The sequence below is a fragment of the Marinobacter halophilus genome, from assembly GCF_003007685.1.
In the GTDB taxonomy this organism is placed as follows: domain Bacteria; phylum Pseudomonadota; class Gammaproteobacteria; order Pseudomonadales; family Oleiphilaceae; genus Marinobacter; species Marinobacter halophilus.
The window spans coordinates 31,592-53,714 of record NZ_PXNN01000003.1 but is presented as its reverse complement, the minus strand read 5'-3'; the positions used below and the strand labels follow the sequence as shown (position 1 = coordinate 53,714).

At 54.4% G+C, this 22,123-nt stretch carries 17 protein-coding genes; 10 read left to right on the top strand and 7 right to left on the bottom strand.

Annotation, left to right across the window (positions count from 1 at the left end; genetic code table 11):
* Positions 1–43: 43 nt before the first annotated feature.
* Entirely contained in the window at positions 44–1,837 is a 1,794-nt protein-coding gene (locus C7H08_RS00285; protein ID WP_106669774.1) for an ABCB family ABC transporter ATP-binding protein/permease, read from the bottom strand.
* 174 nt (positions 1,838–2,011) lie between these two features.
* Here C7H08_RS00285 and C7H08_RS00280 point away from each other — a divergent pair, with 174 nt between their 5' ends.
* From C7H08_RS00280 to C7H08_RS00270, 3 genes are all read left to right on the top strand, one after another.
* Positions 2,012–3,742 (top strand): ABC transporter transmembrane domain-containing protein, encoded by a 1,731-nt coding sequence (locus tag C7H08_RS00280; RefSeq protein ID WP_106669773.1) that lies wholly within the window; start codon positions 2,012–2,014, stop codon positions 3,740–3,742.
* Between the two features lie 90 nt (positions 3,743–3,832).
* Positions 3,833–5,110 (top strand): aspartate aminotransferase family protein, encoded by a 1,278-nt coding sequence (locus C7H08_RS00275; RefSeq protein WP_106669772.1) that lies wholly within the window; start codon positions 3,833–3,835, stop codon positions 5,108–5,110.
* Positions 5,111–5,237: 127 nt separating this feature from the next.
* Entirely contained in the window at positions 5,238–5,999 is a 762-nt protein-coding gene (locus tag C7H08_RS00270) for a VC0807 family protein (protein WP_106670213.1), read from the top strand.
* A 90-nt stretch (positions 6,000–6,089) separates the two neighbouring features.
* On the opposite strand, the gene gyrB is transcribed toward C7H08_RS00270, so the two are convergent.
* The 5 genes from gyrB to dnaA form a co-directional block, all read right to left on the bottom strand.
* Positions 6,090–8,504, bottom strand: coding sequence for a DNA topoisomerase (ATP-hydrolyzing) subunit B (gyrB, locus tag C7H08_RS00265; protein ID WP_106669771.1), 2,415 nt, complete (start codon positions 8,502–8,504; stop codon positions 6,090–6,092).
* A gap of 65 nt (positions 8,505–8,569) precedes the next feature.
* The gene (gene recF, locus C7H08_RS00260) at positions 8,570–9,715 is read right to left on the bottom strand and encodes a DNA replication/repair protein RecF (RefSeq protein ID WP_106669770.1); all 1,146 of its coding nucleotides are present in this window, start codon (positions 9,713–9,715) and stop codon (positions 8,570–8,572) included.
* Between the two features lie 113 nt (positions 9,716–9,828).
* Positions 9,829–11,100 (bottom strand): ABC1 kinase family protein, encoded by a 1,272-nt coding sequence (locus C7H08_RS00255; RefSeq protein ID WP_106669769.1) that lies wholly within the window; start codon positions 11,098–11,100, stop codon positions 9,829–9,831.
* An 18-nt stretch (positions 11,101–11,118) separates the two neighbouring features.
* Complete coding sequence (gene dnaN, locus C7H08_RS00250; RefSeq protein ID WP_106669768.1) at positions 11,119–12,222, bottom strand: DNA polymerase III subunit beta; 1,104 nt, start codon at positions 12,220–12,222, stop codon at positions 11,119–11,121.
* 59 nt (positions 12,223–12,281) lie between these two features.
* Positions 12,282–13,727 (bottom strand): chromosomal replication initiator protein DnaA, encoded by a 1,446-nt coding sequence (gene dnaA, locus C7H08_RS00245; protein ID WP_373284907.1) that lies wholly within the window; start codon positions 13,725–13,727, stop codon positions 12,282–12,284.
* Positions 13,728–14,381: 654 nt separating this feature from the next.
* Between dnaA and rpmH the strand changes: the two genes are divergently transcribed.
* The 5 genes from rpmH (at position 14,382) to mnmE (ending at position 18,336) form a co-directional block, all read left to right on the top strand.
* Entirely contained in the window at positions 14,382–14,516 is a 135-nt protein-coding gene (rpmH, locus tag C7H08_RS00240) for a 50S ribosomal protein L34 (protein ID WP_008172542.1), read from the top strand.
* A gap of 15 nt (positions 14,517–14,531) precedes the next feature.
* Positions 14,532–14,930 carry a ribonuclease P protein component gene (gene rnpA, locus C7H08_RS00235; protein WP_106669767.1) on the top strand — a complete coding sequence of 133 codons (399 nt, stop codon included), beginning with the start codon at positions 14,532–14,534 and terminating at the stop codon, positions 14,928–14,930.
* On the top strand, positions 14,930–15,184 hold the full coding sequence (yidD, locus tag C7H08_RS00230; RefSeq protein WP_106669766.1) for a membrane protein insertion efficiency factor YidD: 255 nt from the start codon (positions 14,930–14,932) through the stop codon (positions 15,182–15,184). Before rnpA ends, yidD begins: the two co-directional genes overlap by 1 nt.
* A gap of 5 nt (positions 15,185–15,189) precedes the next feature.
* On the top strand, positions 15,190–16,893 hold the full coding sequence (gene yidC, locus C7H08_RS00225) for a membrane protein insertase YidC (protein WP_106669765.1): 1,704 nt from the start codon (positions 15,190–15,192) through the stop codon (positions 16,891–16,893).
* A 72-nt stretch (positions 16,894–16,965) separates the two neighbouring features.
* Positions 16,966–18,336 (top strand): tRNA uridine-5-carboxymethylaminomethyl(34) synthesis GTPase MnmE, encoded by a 1,371-nt coding sequence (gene mnmE, locus C7H08_RS00220; RefSeq protein WP_106669764.1) that lies wholly within the window; start codon positions 16,966–16,968, stop codon positions 18,334–18,336.
* Between the two features lie 33 nt (positions 18,337–18,369).
* Here the strand turns inward: mnmE and C7H08_RS00215 are convergent, their stop codons facing one another.
* A complete protein-coding gene (locus C7H08_RS00215; RefSeq protein ID WP_106669763.1) occupies positions 18,370–20,190 on the bottom strand; it encodes an acyl-CoA dehydrogenase C-terminal domain-containing protein in 1,821 nt (606 codons plus the stop codon).
* A gap of 297 nt (positions 20,191–20,487) precedes the next feature.
* Between C7H08_RS00215 and C7H08_RS00210 the strand changes: the two genes are divergently transcribed.
* Together C7H08_RS00210 and C7H08_RS00205 are read left to right on the top strand one after the other, a co-directional pair.
* Positions 20,488–20,997, top strand: a complete 510-nt coding sequence (locus C7H08_RS00210) for a DUF3833 domain-containing protein (protein WP_373284906.1) — start codon at positions 20,488–20,490, stop codon at positions 20,995–20,997.
* 29 nt (positions 20,998–21,026) lie between these two features.
* A complete protein-coding gene (locus C7H08_RS00205) occupies positions 21,027–22,121 on the top strand; it encodes an efflux RND transporter periplasmic adaptor subunit (RefSeq protein ID WP_106669761.1) in 1,095 nt (364 codons plus the stop codon).
* The last annotated feature ends 2 nt before the right edge of the window (positions 22,122–22,123 follow it).

Below are 22,123 nucleotides of genomic sequence, written 5' to 3'. Positions count from 1 at the left end.
GTACACGGACGTATTTACAGCGTGTTTTGGAAGGGCCTCCCCCTTACTGTTCGCCACTCCGATGCTGCTGCTGCCAAAGATGAGCGTAGTGACCACCGGCGACGAGCAACTCGTTGTGACTACCACTTTCAACAATCCGGCCACCATCCATCACCAGAATGGTGTTGGCGTCGCGAATGGTCGACAACCGGTGCGCGATCACCAAAGTGGTGCGCTGTTGGCTAACTTCTTTCAACGCGCTCAGAATCGCCTGCTCTGATAACGAATCCAGCGATGACGTGGCCTCGTCCAGAATCAGCAACGGCGGGTTTTTCAGAATCACCCGGGCAATGGCGACCCGTTGTTTCTCGCCACCCGATAATTTCAGGCCACGCTCACCCACCTTGGTGTCGTAACCTTCCGGCAGGCTGTGGATAAAGTCTTCCAGGTGGGCCAGGCGAGCGGCCCGGTACACCGCTTCCTCGCTGGCCGCCGGGTTGCCGTAGGCCAGGTTGCGATAGAGGGTATCATTAAACAGTACGGTGTCCTGGGGCACCACGCCAATGGCCGAACGCAGGCTGTCCTGGGTCACCTGTCGGATATCCTGACCATCGATGCAGATCGCTCCGCTATCGACATCGTAAAAACGAAACAGCAGACGGGCGAGGGTAGACTTGCCGGCGCCGCTGGCGCCCACCACCGCCACGGTATGCCCAGCGGGAATGGTGAAATTCACATCTTTCAGAATCTGCAGGTCCGGGCGGTAGCCAAAATCAACATGGTCGAAGGTTACCTCGGCACTCGCCACGGCCAGCTCGGAAGCATCCGGAGCATCCTGAATGGCCGGTTTATCCCCCAGCAGTTTGAACAACCGCTCGACATTCACCAGTGACTGACGGATTTCCCGGTAAACAAAGCCCAAGGCATTCAGCGGAATGAACAACTGCAACAGATAGGCGTTGATCATGGTGAAGTCACCGAGGGTAATCTCGCCACTGGCGACTTCGCTCACCGCCATCGCCATGATCACGATCATCGCAACCCCGATGATCAGGGCCTGACCGGTGTTCAGGGCAGCCAGCGACAATCGGTTTTTCAGCCGGGCCTTTTCCCAGTCGTCCAGATCCTGGTCATACAGCTGGGCTTCGTAGCGTTCGTTGTTGAAGTATTTGACGGTCTCGTAGTTGAGCAGGCTGTCGATGGCCCGGGAGTTGGACTGGTTGTCCCGGGCGTTGGCTTCGCGCACAAACTGGGTACGCCACTCGGTAATCTTGATCGAATACAACACATACACCACCACCGCCACCAGAATCGCCAGCACATAGCCGATGTTGAACACCACCAGCAGAATTCCGGCCACCATCAGGATTTCCAGAATGGTGGGTACGATGTTAAACAGGGTAAAGCGCAACAAAAAACTGATGCCGTTGGTGCCGCGCTCGATGTCGCGGGCCAGGCCACCGGTTTTTCGGTCCAGATGAAAACCCAGCTCGCGCTGGTGCAGGTGCTCAAAGATCCGCAACGACACCCGCCGCATGGCCCGCTCCGCCACCCGGGCAAACACCGCATCTCTCAGTTCACTAAACAGGGTGGCGCCGAAGCGCAGGGAGCCGTAGGCCACCACCAGGATGACCGGGATCCACAGCAGCATATCCGCGCTGCGGGTCTGGTCCAGGTAGTCGACAATGTATTTCAGAGCCACCGGCGTGGCCACCGTTGCCAGTTTTGCCAGCACCAGCAGGGCCAAAGCCAGCACCACCCGGCCCCGGAATTCGGCAAGGTAAGGCCACAGGCCGGAAATGACCGTCCAGTCCGGTTTGTGGTCAGCGGGGTAGTCGTTATCGGCGTAAGCGCGCACTTGTTCTTCCTTCGGCTTCGGAGTAGTCGAGCGTGCGGGGTGGGACGGCCTGCCCCGCACGCTCTTGCGTAGCTGTATGATGGGTCTTGTTACGAGTACCAATCGTATGGTTGCCAGAGTCTACCTCACCCCATATCCAGGAGGCACATCATTAACACCCGTCATCGTAAGGCCCTGACGCTGGTCGTCGGATTTATCAGCCCGTACCGCAAAGCTGTGGTCGGCGCTCTGCTGGCGCTGATCTTCACGGCCGGTATTACTCTTAGCCTCGGACAAGGTTTACGTATTCTGGTGGATCAGGGATTAGCCACCGAATCGCCGGAGAGTCTGGCGAAGGCCATTGGTCAATTTTTTGTGCTGGTGCTGGGGCTGGCGTTTGGCTCGTTTGCCCGGTTCTATCTGGTGTCCTGGATTGGTGAGCGGGTGGTGGCGGATATCCGCAAAAAGGTGTTTAACCACCTGATTGATCTGCACCCCGGCTTTTTTGAACAGAACCGGGCGCTGGAGATCCAGTCCCGGTTTACCGCCGATACCACCGTGCTGCAGTCGGTGATTGGCTCCACCGTGTCGATTGCCCTGCGTAACACGTTAATGCTGATTGGCGGGCTGATTCTGCTGTTTATTACCAATGCCAAGCTGGCCAGTGTGATTTTGCTGGGATTCCCCCTGGTGATAGCGCCGATTCTGTTCTTTGGCCGCCGGGTACGGGCGTTATCCCGACTCAGTCAGGACCGGGTGGCAGACGTCGGCAGTTATGTCGGGGAAAACCTGAGCCAGATTAAAACCGTGCAGGCCTTCAACCATCAGGCCCATGACCGCCGGTACTTTGCCGAGGTGTCGGAAAAGGCCTTCGACATCGCCCGCGATCGTATTCGCCAGCGGGCCTGGCTGACTACGCTGGCGATTTCGCTAGTGATGGGCGCGGTCGGGGTGGTGATCTGGATTGGCGGGCTGGATGTGATTCATGGCCGCATCACCCCCGGCGAACTGGCCGCCTTTGTGTTCTACAGCCTGTTGGTGGGTGTGGCTGCCGGCGCCATCAGTGAGGTGATTGGCGAACTGCAACGGGCAGCGGGATCGGCGGCGCGGCTGTTCGAGTTGCTGCAGACCGAGCCGGCGTTTGTTCGGGCAAGCGGCGGCGAGGTTCTGCCGGATACCATCGCCGGTGAAATCCGCATTGAGCACCTGGGCTTCAGTTATCCGGGGCGATCAGAACTGCCAGCACTGGCAGACCTGACATTGACGGTAAACGCCGGCGAAACTCTGGCCTTAGTAGGCCCGTCCGGGGCCGGTAAGTCGACGCTGTTCGATCTGTTGCTGCATTTTTACCAGCCCGGGCAGGGCCGGATTCTGATCGACGGCATCGACACCGCTGAGCTGTCTCTGGAATCCTTGCGCCGTTGTTTTGCGCTGGTGCCGCAAAACCCGGCACTGTTTCATGGCACGGTGGCTGACAACATCCGTTACGCCCGACCAGATGCCAGCCAGGCCGACGTGGAACGGGCGGCGCGGATTGCCCATGCCCATGAGTTTATCCACAGCCTGCCCCAGGGCTATGACACCCCGCTGGGCGATGGCGGTCTCGGCCTGTCTGGCGGTCAGAAGCAACGCCTGGCCATTGCCCGGGCGCTACTGGCAGATGCCCCGATATTGTTGCTGGACGAAGCCACCAGTGCCCTGGACGCGGAAAGTGAACACCTGATTCAACAGGCCATGCCAGCTTTGACCACCGATCGCACCACACTGGTGATTGCCCATCGTCTGGCCACCGTCCGGGATGCCGATCGTATTGCGGTAATGGACGAAGGGCGCCTGTTGGCAGTGGGCACGCATGACGAGCTGATGCGTGATAACAGCCTGTATCGACGCTTGGCGAAACTCCAATTTCGGGGTGACGAGGGCTGATAGCCACCATAGTCGGTTTGTTTCCTGTCACGGGACTACTTACACTGTTAGGTGAGATTTTATGAATTTGAACCCAGGGAGAATGGCAAAGTGAGCAATAAAGAATTGCAGGCACTCAAAGAACGCTACGTTGCAGCGGGCGCGGCAAGTCCCAATGAACAATTTGCCGATCACGCTACCAATGCGGAATTGTGGGATGCAGACGGCAAACGCATGATCGATTTTGCCGGCGGCATCGGTGTACTTAACATTGGCCATCGCCACCCGAAAGTGGTGGAGGCGATCAAGGCTCAGCTCGATAAGCTGATGCACACCTGTCAGACGGTCATGCCCTATGAGGGCTACGTAAAACTGGCCGAAAAACTCAGTGGTGTTGTTCCGGTCCGCGGCCACGCCAAAGTGATGCTGGCCAACTCCGGTGCCGAAGCACTGGAAAACGCGATGAAGATCGCCCGGGCGGCCACTGGCAAAACCAATGTCATCTGTTTTGACGGCGGTTACCACGGCCGAACGTTTTACACCATGGCGATGAACGGCAAAGCCGCGCCTTACCAGACCGATTTCGGGCCGATGCCCGGTACCGTGTTCCGTGCGCCCTATCCGGTGCCGTATCACGGCGTCAGTGAGGAAGAAGCCCTGCGCGGCCTGAAGATGACCATGAAGACGGACTCTCCGGCCAACATCACCGCGGCTATCGTAATTGAGCCGGTTCTGGGTGAGGGCGGTTTTTATGCAGCTCCGGCCAGCTTTCTGAAAGAAATCCGCAAGATCTGTGATGACAACAACATCCTGATGATTGTCGACGAAGTGCAAAGCGGCTTTGGCCGGACCGGCAAGATGTTCGCCATTGAGCACAGCGGTGTTGAGCCAGACATGATGACCATGGCCAAGAGTATGGCCGACGGCATGCCAATCTCAGCCATTGTCGGTACCGACAAGTACATGGATGCCTCTGGCCCCAACTCGCTAGGCGGCACCTACACCGGCAGCCCGACGGCCTGTGCGGCGGCGCTTGCGGTGTTCGACGTATTCAAAGAAGAAGACATTCTTGCCAAGGCCCAGGCACTGGGCGACAAGCTGAACAAGCGTTTCAGCCAGTGGCAGGACCAATTTGAGCATGTCGACAACGTTCGAAACCTTGGCCCGATGGCAGCGTTTGAGCTGGTTGAAAGCAAAGCCAGCCGTACGCCCAAGCCGGAACTGGCAGCGGCCGTAACCAAGAAGGCCAAAGAAAAAGGCCTGATCTTGTTGAGCTGCGGCATGTATGCCAACACCCTGCGGTTCCTGATGCCGGTCACCATTGAGGATGCCGTGCTTGAGGAAGGCCTGGCCATCGTTGAAGAGTGCCTGAAAGAAGTCGGCGCCTAACCAACCGCATAGCGCAGCCCTCCCTGGCTGCGCTTACCTTAGCCATTGCATTCATCGTATACTGCCGGAAGACTATTTTCCGGCAGTGCTTTCCAGCCTGCTGTTGTTTCACCAATCAGGCTATCCCATGACCTCTGCGAATTCCTCTAACATTCCGGAACACAAGCCCAGGCCCTGGATCGACTTACTGGTCAGCATCATCATTCCTTCGGTGATCCTGATGAAGTTCAGCGGTGACGAGCACCTTGGTAGTGTCAATGCATTGATTATCGGCCTGGCCTTTCCACTCGGCTGGGGTTTGTTTGAACTCATTCGCTATCGCAAGAAAAATTTCATCGCACTGCTTGGCCTGATCAGTGTCGGCCTTACCGGTGGCATTGGCCTGCTCGAACTCGATGCCAGCTGGCTTGCCATCAAAGAGGCGGCAGTACCGGCGGTGATTGGCCTGGCTGTACTGATTTCCACCCGCACCAAATACCCTCTGGTTCGCACTCTGCTGTACAACCCCAACGTTCTGGATGTGGATAAGATTCACGCTTCCCTTGAGGAACGGGGCTGTGTCGCCGAATTTGAAGCCAGATTACTCAAAGCCAGCTATTTTTTTGCCGGTACCTTCCTGTTCTCCTCGATCATGAACTACGTGCTTGCTAGATGGATTGTGGTCAGCCCCTCCGGCACCCAAGCGTTTAATGAGGAATTGGGGCGGATGACGCTGGTCAGCTATCCGATGATCGCCATTCCTTCGATGATCATGATGATGCTGATCTTCTATTACCTGTGGCGCACCATACGCCGGCTGACGGGGCATACTCTGGAAGAGGTGATGGCGCCGCATCTGATCGAGAAAGAAAGGGAAAAAGCAGAAAAGCGGACAGAATCTTCCAAGTAATCTTCCTGGAATTAAACGATCTTGTTAATAACAAAAACGGTGGCTCCTTTCGGAAACCACCGTTTTTTTATGCCTTCGGGTTCGGCGCGATTACACGTCCAGGTTGGTTACCTGCAAGGCGTTGGTCTGGATGAAGAGACGACGCGGCTCGACGTCATCACCCATCAGGGTGGTGAAAATCTGATCCGCACCGAAAGCATCCTCGATGGTGACTTTCATCATCCGGCGGCTCTCCGGGTCCATGGTGGTTTCCCACAACTGATCCGGGTTCATCTCACCCAAGCCCTTATAGCGCTGAATGTTCAGACCTCGCTGAGCTTCCTTCATCAACCAGTCAAGAGCACCGGCAAACGACAGCACCGGCTGCTTGCGCTCTCCACGCTGGATGAAGGCGCCATCTTCAATCAACCCTTCGAGGGTTTCGCCCAGTCGGGCAATCGCTTTGTAGGAAGACGATTCAAAGAACTCATGGCTGAACACATGCTCATAGGGAATACCGTGCATGAAAATCGTCACCTTGGGCAGGTACAGGTTACGCTCTTCATCCCGCGTCACCGAGAAGGTGTACTTGGTACCGGTACGGGTGTCCAGATCCAGACCGTTACCCAATCGGCCAACCCAGGCCGCCACTGCGGTTTCGTCCTTGAGTTGCTCTGCCGTCAAGGAGTCGTTGTAAATCATCTGCTCAAGCACTTTCGCCGGATAGGCCCGGGACAAGCGATCAATCATCGTCATGACTGCCTGATAATCCTTGATCATGGTTTCCAGGGCGGAATCCTTGATCGCCGGCGCGTCTGCGTTCACAAACAACTGAGCGCCATCCAGAGCGGTCTGGGTGAGATAAGCCACCTTCGCCTTCTCGTCCTTCAGGTATTGCTCCTGTTTGCCCCGCTTGACCTTGTACAGTGGCGGCATGGCGATGAACACGTGTCCACGCTCAATGATTTCACGCATTTGGCGGAACAGGAAGGTCAGCAGCAGAGTTCGGATGTGTGAACCATCCACATCCGCGTCCGTCATGATAATGATGGAATGGTAACGCAGTTTGTCCGGGTTGAATTCTTCCCGGCCAATGCCACAGCCCAGCGCGGTGATCAGCGTACCGACTTCGGCGGACGACAACATCTTGTCGAAGCGGGCTTTCTCAACGTTCAGGATCTTGCCTTTCAACGGCAGGATCGCCTGGGTTTTCCGATCACGACCCTGCTTGGCACTGCCACCGGCAGAATCACCCTCCACGATGAACAGTTCGGAAAGAGCTGGATCTTTTTCCTGGCAGTCGGCCAGCTTGCCGGGTAGACCGGCGATATCCAATGCACCCTTGCGGCGGGTCATGTCCCTTGCCTTGCGCGCGGCTTCCCGTGCCCGGGCGGCGTCAATCATCTTGTTGACGATCAGTTTCGCTTCACCAGGCTGTTCCTGAAGGTATTCGGCAAAGCTCTGATACAGCTCCTGCTCAACCGCTGTCTTTACCTCTGACGACACCAACTTGTCTTTGGTCTGGGAGGAGAACTTGGGATCCGGCACCTTCACGCTGACAATGGCGGTCAGGCCTTCGCGGGCATCGTCACCAGACGTCGCTACCTTGGCTTTCTTGCCAAGGCCTTCGTGCTCAATGTAGTTGTTCAATGAGCGGGTAAGGGCAGCCCGGAAGCCCGCCAGGTGAGTACCACCATCGCGCTGAGGGATATTGTTGGTGAAGCAGTACAGGTTTTCCTGGAAAGCGTCGTTCCACTGCATCGCCACTTCTACCGTCACGCCATCTTCCCGTTCCCGGCAGAAGTGAAACACCCGGTTAATCGGTGTTTTATTGGTGTTCAGGTGCTCAACAAAAGCGCGCAGCCCCCCTTCGTATTCGAATATTTCTTCACGACCACTGCGCTCATCCGTCAGGCGAATGCGCACACCACTGTTCAGAAACGCCAGTTCCCGCAGTCGCTTGGCCAGAATATCGTAATGGAACTCGATGTGGGTAAAGGTATCCGGTGACGGAATAAAGTGCACCTTGGTTCCGGATGCTTCGGTTTCACCAACCGCGCCTAAAGGCGCGTCAGGCACACCGTGGGTATAAGTTTGTTCGTATACCTTGCCGTCACGGCGAATGGTCAGGGTCAGGCTAGAGGACAGAGCGTTAACCACTGACACACCCACGCCGTGCAAGCCGCCGGAGACCTTATAGGAGTTATCGTCAAACTTACCGCCGGCGTGCAGCACCGTCATGATAACCTCTGCAGCCGATACGCCTTCTTCTTCGTGCAGGTCAACCGGAATACCACGGCCGTTATCTTTAACACTCACTGACTCGTCCGGGTGAATGATCACACCAATTTCCGAGCAATGGCCCGCCAGGGCCTCATCGATGGAGTTATCCACCAACTCAAAGACCATGTGATGCAGGCCAGTACCATCATCGGTATCACCGATGTACATGCCCGGGCGTTTACGCACTGCATCCAGTCCTTTGAGGACTTTGATACTGGAGGAATTATAGTTCGATTCACTCATTAACGAGACTCCTGAAGGTGATGCCCGGTAACAGGTTAGCAGTACTCAGATGATCTGCTGACACTCTACCCAGTCTGTTCTTCCGTCAATTTTCCATGTTCCACGTGGAACATTCTGTATTCCGGTGCTTGTCCATCCGCCCACAACACATCCGGTTCCGGGTGTTCGATGGAAGTAATAAACACCTGACAATTCAAATCCTGGAGTTTACGCGCCAACATGGTCCGATGACGAACATCCAGCTCAGCGTTAATATCATCCAGTAAAAAGGTGACCTGTTTTCCCAGATCACTTAACACCTTGCCCTGGGCAATTTTCATTAAAATCACCAGGGTCTTCTGTTGACCGCGGGAAAACGTTTCAGCCACTGGACGCCCGCCAAACTTCAAACGGATATCCGCTCTATTTGGTCCGTATAACGTGTGCCCCATTCGTCGTTCCTGTTCACGATGGCTGTGGAGTACTTCGACCAGTGATTGTGAACGATCCCAGCCTGGATAGAACTCCAGCTTCAGTCCGTTTGTCCATCCCGCATCGAGTTCCTGCAGAATCTCATCGAACGCCAATCTGAACTTCTGAAAAATAGCGGCTCTGGTGTCGCTCAGGGATTCCGCAAGGGCTCCAAACTGGTAATCCCATACCCGCATCAACGATTCGTCGATTCTACCATTTCTGAGCGTTTGATTCCGCTGTGATGTCACTCTCTGGCATTGTTGCCAAGATAATGAGAAGGAAGGTTCCACGTGGAACACTAGCCAATCAAGAAACTGACGGCGTTTGCCCGGACCGCCCGCAACGATATCGAAAACACCGGGATCAATTACCGACACCGGCAAATGCCTGGCCAGAGACGACAAGCTACGCACTGCTTCGCCGTCCACTCTCAACGACGTTTCCTTCGCCGTCACATCTCGCGAAATACCCAGCCGGTGAACCACTTCGCCTGCTGTTGTTTCGTCCTGAACGCCAGGCTGCTGCAAGCCACTGTCTAAAGCCCCAAACACGGTCAGCTTATTCTGACCCTGGCAGACCACGGCCTGATGACGACTGACCCGAAAAGAACGACCCAAACCGAGATAGCCAATAGCCTCCAGTACACTCGACTTACCACTGCCGTTTGCGCCGTAAAGGAAATTAAAAGACGAAGAAAAGCCGATAGGGTCAGGCGCCAGGTTTCGGAAATACTGAGTCTGGAGTTTAACAAGCGCCATAAAGGGGAGATTCTCGATACAGAATAGAAAACTGACAAACAAACAGAAAAAGAAAAGGCAATGCCGGAAACCGACATTGCCTTAGTGTACAAGATGCACCAACGCTTGGCTTGTTAATGCAGCATCGTTAAACGTTCATCCATAAACACATCCATCTCCGGTGCAAGGATGTGAACGTAGCGATCGAAATACAGGAACTGTTTCAACAGCAACGCAAACTCTCTGGGGAAGTGAAGACCATGACCTTCACCCACCTTCACCATATCCATCAGAATGTTGTTCACATCGTCTTCGGCCTGACCCATCTCGTAGGGCACATCGTCGGGCACCATATGATCCATCTTTCGATACAAGCGCTGAAGATCCGCCGCCAGGTCATCAACTTTGACAGTGCGACGAGTAACCCCGATTCGAATCATCGCATCGGCCATACCTTCAAAATTACCTACCATGATCGACGAGATAAAATCACTGACCGCCTGCCAGGTGTCCGGCTTGATCCGGCCAACAATACCAAAATCAATAAAGCCGATACGACCGTCTTTCAACACCATCAAATTACCCGCGTGCACATCAGCATGAAAAAACTCGCATTTCGTCAGGCTGGCAAACCAGGTGTTCATCGCTGTGATCAACGTTCGTTCCGGGTCGTTCGAGTATTCCCTGATACTGTCCAAATCGGTCATCGATACGCCGTAAAAACGTTCCATGGTGAGAATTCGACGACTGCTGCAGTGCTCGTATACCTTCGGCACCGTGGCGTCTTCATTATGAGTGTTGTGCAAAAACTCACGGAACACCTTCAGGTTGTTGGCTTCCTTGATGAAATCACACTCTTCCATCATGGTCTGCTGGATCTCTTCAACAATGCCGGACAGCGACGTCCAGGACAGTTTCGGCGCCAGGGTTTCCAGAATCCGGGCCGACAGATACAGAAAATTGAGATCGGTCAGCAGAATAGTTTCCACACCCGGTTTCTGCACCTTGATCACCACATCTTCACCAGTCACCAACCTGGCCGCGTGCACCTGGGCAATAGAAGCAGATGCCAGAGCGACCGGATCAATCTCAGCAAAGACCTGGTCAATAGGCCTACCCAGCTCTTCCCGAATAATGCGCTTGATTACACCAAACGGCAGGTTTGGCGTTTTATCAAGGCAGTGCTGAAACTCCTCAACGTATTCTTTTGGAAAAAATGTCGGGGAGCTCGCTACGAACTGACCCAGTTTGATGTAAGTGGCACCCAGATTCTCAAACGTCTGGCGTAACAACTGTGGGGTAGGGGGTCGGTCACCCCGAGCCCAATTGAGACCAGTACGGCCAAGCACGGAAATAGTCTGACCGATTCTGAATGCACCTTTGATTCCGTTCGTTACGGCACCCATTGATTCCTCCGGGAGCGATTACAGTCGCATGGGCATGACAACATACAAACAACTGTTGTCGTTTTCTGCTTCGATCAAGGCGCTGCTGTTGGGATTCGACAGGGTCAACTTCACCTGTGCGTCATCCAGCGCATTCATCACGTCAATCAGATAGCCTACATTAAAACCGATCTGAAGGGATTCGCCCTGATAATCCACAGGCAACGTGTCTTCAGCCTGTTCCTGATCTGGGTTATTGGCAATTACCTGCAACTGCCCGGGCGACAGATTCAACCGAACCCCACGGATATTCTCATGGGACAAAATTCCGGCACGCTGCAGCGTGTTTTTCAAGGTGCTACGGTCGGCCAGCACAAACTTGTCGCCACCACGCGGGATCACCCGATTATAGTCCGGAAACTTGCCTTCAATCAGCTTGGAGGTGAACGTGTAGGCACCTACCGTGGCCCGTAAGTGGTTATCCCCAATCACCAGAGTTACCGGCGACTCCACGTCATCCAGCAGGCGGGCCAGCTCCAGCACGCCTTTTCTCGGCACTATCACCTGGCGGGGTTCAGGACATCCAGTCTGCATGTCGCAGTGGGCCATCGCCAATCTGTGACCATCCGTTGCCACCACACGCACATGGCCGCTGTCCACTTCCAACAGCAAACCGTTCAGATAATACCTGACGTCCTGCTGCGCCATGGCAAAGGCTGTGGCATCCAGCATTCGGCCCAGTTCTTTCTGAGGCAATTCCAGACGAAAGCTCTCGGGCTCGTCTTCGACGTTAGGAAAGTGCTCGGCTGGCAAGGTGGATAAAGTGAAGTGGGAATTACCAGCCCGGACATGCAGCCGGTCTCCTTCCAGCGCCAAATCAATCGGGGCATCGTCGCCCAACGCCCGACAAATATCCGACAGCTTGCGAGCCGGCACCGTAATCCGTCCTGGCTGATCAACATGCACCGGGGTTACCCGGCCCACCAGCTCCACTTCCATATTGGTGCCGGTGAGAGTTAGCGTATTGTCTTCGGCCTCAAGCAGAACGTTGGAGAGAACCGGCATGGTCTGTTTTTTTTCCACAACGCCGGCAATACTTTGCAGCGGGGTAATCAGGGATTCTCGGCTGATTGTCAGTTTCATGGCACTCGGCTTCAGTTGTCGGAAGTGAATGTTGATGGGTTAATAGATCCCATCGGTCATCAGGTGGTCAGCAATCTCATAAAATTCTGGTAGTCCTCCCGGATCCCGGGATCGGTTTCCTGGAGTTCTCTGACCTTTTTGCAGGCGTGCAACACAGTAGTGTGGTCACGCCCGCCAAAGGCATCGCCAATCTCAGGCAGACTGTGATTGGTCAATTCTTTGGATAACAACATGGCGACCTGCCGAGGACGGGTCACCGTACGAGTGCGCCGTTTGGACAACAGATCGGCTACCTTGATCTTGTAATACTCCGCCACGGTTCGCTGAATGTTATCCATACTGACCTGCTTTTCATGCAAGGCCAGCAGGTCTTTAAGGCTTTCGCGAATGAACGGTGGAGTGATTTCAGACCCCGTGAAGTGAGCATTCGCTATCACCAGGCGTAGCGCCCCCTCAAGCTCTCGTACGTTAGAACGAATCTTCTGGGCAATAAAAAAGGCCGCTTCGCTGCTCAATTTAACATTTGCCTGCTCGGCCTTTTTCATCAAAATGGCGACCCGGGTTTCCAGTTCCGGCGGCTCGACCATCACAGTGAGACCCCAACCGAACCGGGATTTCAGGCGCTCTTCCATATCGACGATTTCTTTTGGAAACCGATCGCAGGTTACGATTACCTGTTGCCCGCCTTCAAGCAGCGCATTAAACGTGTGGAAAAACTCCTCCTGAGACCGTTCTTTACGAGCAAAAAACTGAATGTCGTCGATCAACAAAGCATCAACAGAACGATAATAGCGCTTGAACTCATTGATGGCGTTCAACTGCAACGCCTTGACCATGTCCGCGACAAAGCGTTCTGACCGCAAATACGCCACCTTTGCATTCGGGTTGCGCCGGACAATGTCATTACCAATGGCGTGCATCAGGTGAGTTTTACCCAAGCCAACACCGCCATATAGAAACAGCGGGTTATAGGCGCCACCCGGGTTCTCGGCTACCTGCATCGAAGCAGCACGGGCCAGCTGGTTAGATTTACCCTCAACAAATGTGTCGAAAGTAAACGTCTCGTTCAGGAAACTCTGATGCTTGATGTCACCCTCAACCTGCACCGATCGCCGTTGACCACTGGCCCTGATCGATGGCCCGTTATTATGCCCCGCCACAGAGCCTGAAACAGTCGCAGCAACACTCTTCTCTTCTTCCGTCACAGAGTGACCGGTTTCATCGGCAACCCTGGTCTCTGCCACTGAACGGACAACTGGGTCACTTTCACGGGGCGCCGAACCAACCTTCATATGCACCCTCGGTGCCTGACCACCGTTCAAATCTTTCAACACTTCTTCTATACGGCGCAGGTATTTCTCATTCACCCAGTCCATAACAAAGCGGTTGGGCGCAAACAGCATCAATTGGCCCTCACGGAGGTCCGACTGGAGGGGTCTCAACCAGGTATTAAACTGCTGCGCGGGAAATTCATCCCGGAGTACTTCAAGACATTGATGCCACATACTGTTAGGCACGACCGCCTGCTCCCGAAACCTGACTGTTCTCACATCGGAAAACGTTTTCCCGCTGCTCAAGGTGACCCCGGATTCTACCCCGACCGCGCTACCAGTAAAAGGCCGAACAGCAAAGTCATGAACAGCCTGTGGAAACATTTCCCATTAGCTTTCATAAGGTTCCAGACATATCTACAGGCTTGTGTACAGAAAAAGCCTGAAAAATAGTTACCCACAAGCTTCTGTGCAAAAGCACCCCCCAACTCTGTGTGAAACCGGTTAACCCGTCCATGCATAACTCTACTCTCATACGCTCTGATGAGTTATTCACAATTCCACACCCTCCCGTCCACAGGTCCCAGGACCACCTGTCAAAGGGTTTGTCATTGCTCCAGTGAATTGATTTTAATCATAAAAAAAGGCTTTTCCACAGAAAACAGGCTGTGTAATAACAGTAATATATAATCCTTTAAAGAATTTAAGAAAAAGACTTACTGAATCTATTAGTCACTCCGGTGGTTAGTACCCATACCAAAAACTTCACTTCACCATCTCACAGAGATTGAAATTGCAAGCAGATCTGACTAGAATGCGCCTCCTGTTTTAGCTGTCTATTTTCCAGCCAGTTATCAATGTCCATAGACAATTTGTGAGACCTTCACCATGAAAAGAACATTTCAACCAAGCGTCCTGAAGCGCAAGCGTGTTCACGGCTTCCGTGCCCGTATGGCTACTGCGAACGGCCGTAAGGTTATTTCCCGTCGTCGTGCCAAAGGCCGCGCACGTCTGTCTGCGTAACCTGATGATTGCCTCATGAAGGCTTTAACGTTTCCGAAGTCTCACAGACTGTTGCGCCCTTCGGACTACAGCAAAGTCTTCGATGATGTGCAGCTGAAAGTTCCGCATCGGAATTTTCTGATCCTGGCAGCACCGAACAATCTTGGTCATGCCAGGGTCGGACTTATTTTTTCCAAAAAGAATCTCAGACTGGCCGTTCAGCGCAATCGGATAAAACGTCAAGTCAGGGAAACTTTCAGAGTTCAGAAGAATCTGCCAGGCCTGGACATCATCGTTCTCGGCAGGCAGGGATTGGCTCAACTGGATAACGCCTCAGTAGAATCGTCGCTCAACGATCTTTGGCGTCGTGTCAGAAAGAAGTACCATCAATCCTCAGCTGATCAGACAGCTGTGAATTCAAAAGGTACGAGTTAATGCAACAGTTTCTGTTACTGCCTATCCGGTTCTACCAGTACGCCATCAGTCCGATGATGGCCAGCCATTGCCGTCACTTCCCAACGTGCTCCCAATACGCTGTTGAAGCCATTCAGCATCATGGAGCCGCGAAAGGTTCATATCTTGCCACCCGCCGCTTGCTAAGATGTCATCCCTGGGCCGAAGGCGGCTATGATCCGGTACCGGGTACAGAGACCCAACACGCTCCTACCAACACTCAAACCAGACACTAACGTTTATGGATATTCAACGCATCGTTTTGTTTGCCGGCCTGGCTATCGTCAGTTATCTGATGGTTCTTGCCTGGAATGAGGACTATCACCAACCGCAGACTGCTCAGGTTTCGCAAGTTGAAACCTCTGGCACAAACGGCACCGTCGACGACATGGTTTTGCCTGAAAGCACAACCAGTACAACCAGAACTGACGACGAATTTATAGCGCCGGAAACCGGTGAGCTCCGATCCGCGTCTACAGACAGACAGCAAAGCATCGATAACCAGTTCATAACCGTCAAAACCGATGTCTTTGAGCTGAAGATAGATCGTGTTGGTGGCAATGTTATTGAAAGCTCACTGCTCCAGTACGACGACACCCTGGACAGTGCTCAGCCGCTGAAGCTTCTTAACAACACTCAAAACCGCACCTATCTTCTGGAAAGCGGTCTGATTGGCCGTAACGGACCGGATAGCCGCAGTGCCGGCCAGGCCCCGGTATACCAAGCAGAAGCATCGCAATATGTGTTGACTGATGGCCAGGATGAACTAATCGTTGATCTGAATTTGACCACAGATCAGGGCGTCGATATCACCAAACGCTATCGTCTGAGCCGTGATAGTTACAAGCTTGATATTCGTTATCTGATCAACAACCAGTCTGATACCGACTGGCAGGGTAACTTTACCGGCAAGATCGTACGAGATGAAGCTCCCGACCCTACCTCTCAAACTTCCATGGGTATCAAAGCGTATCTGGGCATGGTTGTCAGCACGCCAGAAGATCCTTATGAAAAGTATGACTTTGGCGACCTTAGCGAGCAGCGAATAAATCAGTCTGTGACCAATGGCTGGATGGCTTTCCTGCAACACTATTTCCTTACCGCCTGGGTTCCTGACCCTGAGCAAACGGCTCAGTACCAGTCTACCCGCCGGGATCAGTTGCACGTAATGGGCTTTGTCTATCCAGCAACATCGGTGGCTCCCGGCCAGTCTGTGGAAGTAGGAGCGACTGCCTATGTCGGCCCAAAGATTATTGATCGCCTCGAATCCCTGGCGCCAAACCTTGATCGTACTGTTGATTTTGGCTGGCTGTTCTTCATCTCGTTGCCGCTGTTTTACATACTGGAATGGTTCTACGGGCTAGTCGGCAACTGGGGTGTTGCTATTATCCTTCTGACCATCACGGTAAAAGCAGTGTTCTTCCATCTTTCTGCCACCAGTTATCGCTCCATGGCGAGAATGCGAGCTGTTGCACCACACCTGGCTCGTCTGAAAGAGCTTCATGGTGATGACCGCCAGCGCATGTCTCAGGAAATGATGGCTCTGTACAAGCGAGAGAAAATTAATCCGCTGGGCGGTTGTTTACCGATTCTGGTACAGATGCCGGTGTTTATTTCCCTTTACTGGGTGTTATTTGAAAGCGTCCAACTACGGCATGCACCGTTTGCTCTCTGGATTCAGGATTTATCCCAGATGGATCCTTACTTCGTGCTGCCAATTTTGATGGGCATCAGTATGTTCATTCAGATGAGCCTGAATCCGACTCCACCAGACCCCATGCAGGCTAAGATCATGAAGTTGATGCCGCCGGTATTCACCATCTTCTTCCTGTGGTTCCCGTCTGGTCTGGTACTATACTGGCTGGTAAACAACATACTCTCGATCTCGCAGCAGTGGTACATTACCCGCAAGATCGAAGCAGAAACTGCAGGCAAGAAATACTGACGTATCAGTAGTTCTGACCTGACAAAGGCTCCCTTGCGGAGCCTTTGTCATTTCTATTCAGGGTAAAACACCATGCAGCCAACATCAGACACTATCGCCGCCATTGCCACCGCGCCAGGTCAGGCTGGTGTGGGTATTGTCCGGGTGTCCGGACCCAAAGCTGCTGATATCGCCGTTAAAGTGCTCGGCTATCAGCCCAAACCCCGTTTCGCTCACTATGGCCCCTTCAAGGATGCCAACGGCGAGCTGATCGATGAAGGCATCGGCCTGTATTTCCCGAACCCGCATTCGTTCACGGGTGAAGATGTGTTTGAGTTGCAGGGCCATGGCGGTACCGTAATCCTGGACATGCTGTTGCGTGCCGTGTGCACTCTGGGCGCGCGTCTGGCTCGGCCCGGGGAGTTTTCCGAGCGGGCATTTCTGAATGACAAACTCGATCTGGCGCAGGCGGAGGCCATCGCCGATCTCATTGAAAGCAGCTCCGAGCAAGCCGCCCGCTGTGCGGTAAGATCTATGCAGGGTGTTTTTTCCCGACGGATTGATGAGCTGGTGGGCTCGGTTACTCATTTGCGAATCTATGTGGAAGCGGCGATCGACTTCCCGGAAGAAGAAATCGACTTCCTCGCCGATGGCAAAGTGGCAACGGACCTGCAAATTCTGTTGCAGCAGGTAGAACAGATTCTTTCCGAAGCCCAGCAAGGCACCATTCTCAGGGATGGCATGAAAGTGGTGATTGCCGGCAGACCGAACGCCGGAAAATCCAGCTTGCTCAACGCTCTGGCAGGCCGGGAAGCTGCCATTGTCACCGCGATTGAAGGCACCACCCGGGACGTGCTGAGGGAACATATTCACATTGATGGCATGCCTCTGCACATCATTGATACCGCCGGGCTGCGGGACAGCCCGGATGAAGTGGAACGGATAGGGATCGCCCGGGCCTGGGAAGAAATTCGCCAAGCCGATCGGATCCTGCTTATGGTGGATGCAACCACTACGGTTAAAACCGAGCCCCACGAAATCTGGCCAGATTTTATTGATCGCTTGCCCACCAATGCGCCGGTAACCGTCATCCGCAACAAGGTGGATCTGTCGGCAGAGCCGGTTGGTATCAGTACTGAGACACAACAGACTGCACCGGTTATTCGTCTGGCTGCAAAAGAGGCGAAAGGTCTGGAGGTGCTGCGTGATCACCTGAAGGAATGCATCGGTTTTGCCAGCACTACCGAAGGTGGCTTTTTGGCCCGTCGACGTCACCTGAATGCCCTGGAACGTGCCCGAGACTCCCTTGTTCAAGGTCAGTCTCAGTTGGAAGGCTACGGCGCAGGCGAACTGCTGGCTGAGGATCTACGCGCAGCTCAGGACGCCTTGGGAGAGATAACCGGCCATCTGACCCCAGATGAGCTGTTGGGCAAGATTTTCAGCAGTTTCTGCATTGGTAAGTAGATGACCGAGTATCTCCTTTGAAATTACCGGGGCTTACCCGGTAAAGGCCATATCGTCTGGGGTTATTTGCATCAGATTCCGGGTCGGGCTGAGCATACTGGTGGCGTGGCTTTGCGCACGGGGCAGCAAACGCTCGTAGTAGAACTCGGCGGTGGCCAGTTTGGTCTGGTAGAAAGCAGTCGATTCATCCCCGCCGTTCTTCAGATTGTCCTGGGCGACTGCCGCCTGGCGCAGCCACATGTACGCCATCGTCACATAACCGCTGTACATCAGGAAGTCATGGGCCGCGGCGCTGACCACGTCCCGGTCTTTGCGCGCGGCGAGCATGATGCGCACGGTGAGCAGGTTCCACTGAGCAGAGAGTTTGAGCAGTTCGATGGCCAACGACCGTAGGGATTTACTGGTCAGGTGTTTGCGGGCGAAGTTGGCGATCGTGAAGGTGAATTCCCGAACCGCGCCGCCCTGGGTCATCAGCAGCACCTTGCGGCCAAGCAGATCCAGTGCCTGGATGCCGGTGGTGCCCTCGTAGAGCGTGGCGATTCGGGTATCCCGGACAATTTGTTCCATACCATGTTCACGGATATAGCCGTGACCACCAAACACCTGCACACCCAGATTGGCGGCTTCGTTACCCAGCTCGGTCAGAAAGCCTTTGAGGATAGGCGTCAGGAAGCCGAGTTTATCGTCGTATTTTTCTATTTTTTCGCTATCTCCCTCGTTGTAGCCTTCCACCATGTGATCGGCCAGTTTGCAGGCGTAATAGAGCATCGCCCGACCACCTTCGGCGATGGCTTTCTGGGTCAGCAGCATCCGGCGCACGTCAGCGTGGTGAATCAGACTGTCGGCCACCTGGCCCGGTTCTTTCTTGCCGGATAGGGCGCGCATCGAACGGCGCTCCTTGGCGTAGGCCAGCGCCCACTGATACGACAGTTCGGCCGGGCCCACACCCTGAATGGCAGTGCCGATGCGAGCGGTGTTCATGAAGGTGAACATGCATTCCAGCCCTTCATTTTCAGGGCCGATCAGGTAACCGGTGGCACCATCGAAGTTCATCACGCAGGTGGCAGAGGCCTTGATGCCCATTTTCTTTTCCAGAGCACCGCAGTTCACCGCATTGCGCTCGCCAACGCCGCCGTCGGCACCTGGCAGAAACTTGGGCACGATGAACAGGCTGATACCTTTGGTACCTTTGGGAGCATCGGGCAGGCGTGCCAGCACGATGTGGACGATATTTTCGGTCAGGTCGTGGTCACCGGAGGAGATGAAAATCTTGGTGCCAGTCAGGGCGTAGCTGCCATCGGCCTGGGGATCGGCTTTGGTCTTTACCTGGCCCAGATCCGTGCCACACTGGGGCTCGGTCAGGCACATAGTGCCGCCCCAGCGGCCTTCGGTCAGTGGCACCAGGTAGGTTTGTTTCTGATCCTCGGTGCCGTGCAGAACAATGGTGTTCATGGCGCCGATGGAGAGCCCCGGATACATGGAGAACGACCAGTTGGCGGTGCCCATCATTTCCTGCTTGAACAGCCCCATGGAGGCAGGCAGGCCCTGACCACCGTATTCTTCCGGTGCTGACAGGCCTTGCCAGCCACCCATCACATACTGGTCATAGGCATCTTTGAAACCTTTTGGCGTGGTCACTTCGCTATTTTCTAGCCGGCAACCTTCTTGGTCGCCACTCTGATAGAGCGGACTCAGGACTTCCTCACTGAACCGGCCACATTCGTTGAGGATGGCCTCCACGATATCCGGCGTGGCATTTTCGCCGCAGGCCAGGGTCTGGTAATGGCCCGGGTAGTCGAATACTTCATTGATCAAGAACTTCATGTCGCGCAACGGCGCTTTATACACAGGCATGGCCAGTCCTCATCTACGGTTAACTGATTTGGTAGGGCTCGAAAGCCTCAATGCCTGCAGTTGTACGGTATTCATCGGTGGCTGCCATTGACGTAAAGCACCTAGGGGTATGTCAGAATAGACAATTGGCTGAAATGACGTATTCAGGGTATTTCTGATCGGGTTGTCGGCTTGGCCCGTAAATCATCTGGTTACGATGTCATCACACGGGTTACCAAGCGGAGTGTAAAGGTCATGCAAAACAGAGGTATTCCACGCCAGTTCCGTGGTGTCGGGCGCAGCAGTCTTATATTGTTAATGACGTTGCTGGTAGCCGGATGTGCCGGGCCATCGTTGGACGATTATCGCGATGCGGGGCCGGAGCTGATTCCAAAGGAATTTTTTCAGGGCGAACTTTCGGCTCGTGGTGTGGTCAAGAATTTCTCTGGCAAGGTGATCCGAAGCTTTGATGCCGATATTGTCGCCAGCTGGGACGACGACGGTGTGGGTACTCTGGATGAAGTGTTCCGGTTTAACGATGGCGAGGTCCAGACCCGGGTCTGGACGCTGATGCCATCGGCTGATGGCTATCACGCCGAAGCCGGTGATGTGGTCAAGCCTGGCACCATGCAGTGGCAAGGCAATGCTATTCATATGAATTACGTCCTGCGGGTGTCATACGGCGATGGCACCATCGACGTGCGTATGGATGACTGGATGTACCTGATTACACCAGACACGCTGATCAATCAGACCACCATGAGTAAATGGGGTATTGAGGTTGGCGAAGTGGTACTGGTCATCCAGAAACACGGGCACGACTCGTAAAACAAACAGCGAATAGGTTATCGAAGTCCATGTGGAAACAGTGGTTGATCGCAATCGTCCTGATCGTTGCCGTGACAGCGGGTGCCTTTATCTATACCGGTCTGGAGCAAGGGGCTCAGGAGCAGGGTGGCGGACAGGCCCAGGCGAGCGCAGTCAACGTCATGGCCCCGGAACAGCGGGTGGTTCGGGATGACATTGGTGCAGTTGCCAACTTGCGGGCACTCAACGCCGTTGAGCTGACTACCGAAGTCAGCGGCCGTGTGGTTGAGATCAACCTTGAACCTGGTGCTGGTATTGCGCAAGGCGCCGTGTTGTTACGCCTGGATGATCGCCAGGCCCGTGCCGATCTTGCTGTTATCGAAGCCCAATTGTCAGATGCCCGGCGACAGTTTGAGAGGGCTCAACGCCTGCGGGCGAACAACAGTGTGTCTCAGTCGCAGGTCGATGAACTCAGAACTTCGGTGGATGTTTCTATGGCGCAGCGTCAGGCTGCCCAGGTTCGCCTGGAAAATCATCGGATTGAAGCGCCATTCGCGGGTGTGGTCGGGCTGTCAGATGTCAGCATCGGTGCTTATTTGCAGGCAGGCACCAGCATCACCACACTCGATACCAGCAACCAGATGGAACTGAGTTTTGCCGTACCTGAGCGCTTTATCGGTCAGGTGCGCCTGGGTCAGGCAGTGCGTGCTACGTCGCCGGCGTTTCCGGGTGAAACCTTTGAAGGCGAGTTGATTGAGCTGGCCAGCCGGATCAATGAGCTGAGCCGGACTCTGTCGGTACGGGCGCTGATTGATAACGCTGACGGCCGGTTACGACCTGGCCAGTTCATGTCAGCATCGCTGACCCTGCAGGAACGTGAAGGCCTGGTCATTCCCGAACAGGCCGTGATGATCCGGGGTGATCAGAAATACGTGTTTGTGGCTGACGATGGCATCGCCCGCCGGGTGTCTGTGCAGACCGGTTCGCGCATGCCTGGCATGGTTGAGATCGTGGATGGCCTGGCAGTTGACGATCAGGTGGTCGTCACTGGCCAGGATCGTCTGAGCAGTGGCGATCGCGTACGATTACTGGACTCCGATCTGGCGATACCCGAGAACCGGTTTATCACCAGCCGGGAGTCCTGATT

Excerpts from the sequence above, each read along its gene's own strand:
- C7H08_RS00270 (WP_106670213.1), top strand. The coding sequence starts at position 5,238 with ATGACCTCTGCGAATTCCTCTAACATTCCGGAACACAAGCCCAGGCCC.
- gyrB (WP_106669771.1), bottom strand. The coding sequence starts at position 8,504 with ATGAGTGAATCGAACTATAATTCCTCCAGTATCAAAGTCCTCAAAGGA.
- recF (WP_106669770.1), bottom strand. The coding sequence starts at position 9,715 with ATGGCGCTTGTTAAACTCCAGACTCAGTATTTCCGAAACCTGGCGCCT.
- C7H08_RS00255 (WP_106669769.1), bottom strand. The coding sequence starts at position 11,100 with ATGGGTGCCGTAACGAACGGAATCAAAGGTGCATTCAGAATCGGTCAG.
- dnaN (WP_106669768.1), bottom strand. The coding sequence starts at position 12,222 with ATGAAACTGACAATCAGCCGAGAATCCCTGATTACCCCGCTGCAAAGT.
- dnaA (WP_373284907.1), bottom strand. The coding sequence starts at position 13,727 with ATGTGGCATCAATGTCTTGAAGTACTCCGGGATGAATTTCCCGCGCAG.
- rpmH (WP_008172542.1), top strand. The coding sequence starts at position 14,382 with ATGAAAAGAACATTTCAACCAAGCGTCCTGAAGCGCAAGCGTGTTCAC.
- rnpA (WP_106669767.1), top strand. The coding sequence starts at position 14,532 with ATGAAGGCTTTAACGTTTCCGAAGTCTCACAGACTGTTGCGCCCTTCG.
- yidD (WP_106669766.1), top strand. The coding sequence starts at position 14,930 with ATGCAACAGTTTCTGTTACTGCCTATCCGGTTCTACCAGTACGCCATC.
- yidC (WP_106669765.1), top strand. The coding sequence starts at position 15,190 with ATGGATATTCAACGCATCGTTTTGTTTGCCGGCCTGGCTATCGTCAGT.
- mnmE (WP_106669764.1), top strand. The coding sequence starts at position 16,966 with ATGCAGCCAACATCAGACACTATCGCCGCCATTGCCACCGCGCCAGGT.
- C7H08_RS00215 (WP_106669763.1), bottom strand. The coding sequence starts at position 20,190 with ATGCCTGTGTATAAAGCGCCGTTGCGCGACATGAAGTTCTTGATCAAT.
- C7H08_RS00210 (WP_373284906.1), top strand. The coding sequence starts at position 20,488 with ATGACGTTGCTGGTAGCCGGATGTGCCGGGCCATCGTTGGACGATTAT.
- C7H08_RS00205 (WP_106669761.1), top strand. The coding sequence starts at position 21,027 with ATGTGGAAACAGTGGTTGATCGCAATCGTCCTGATCGTTGCCGTGACA.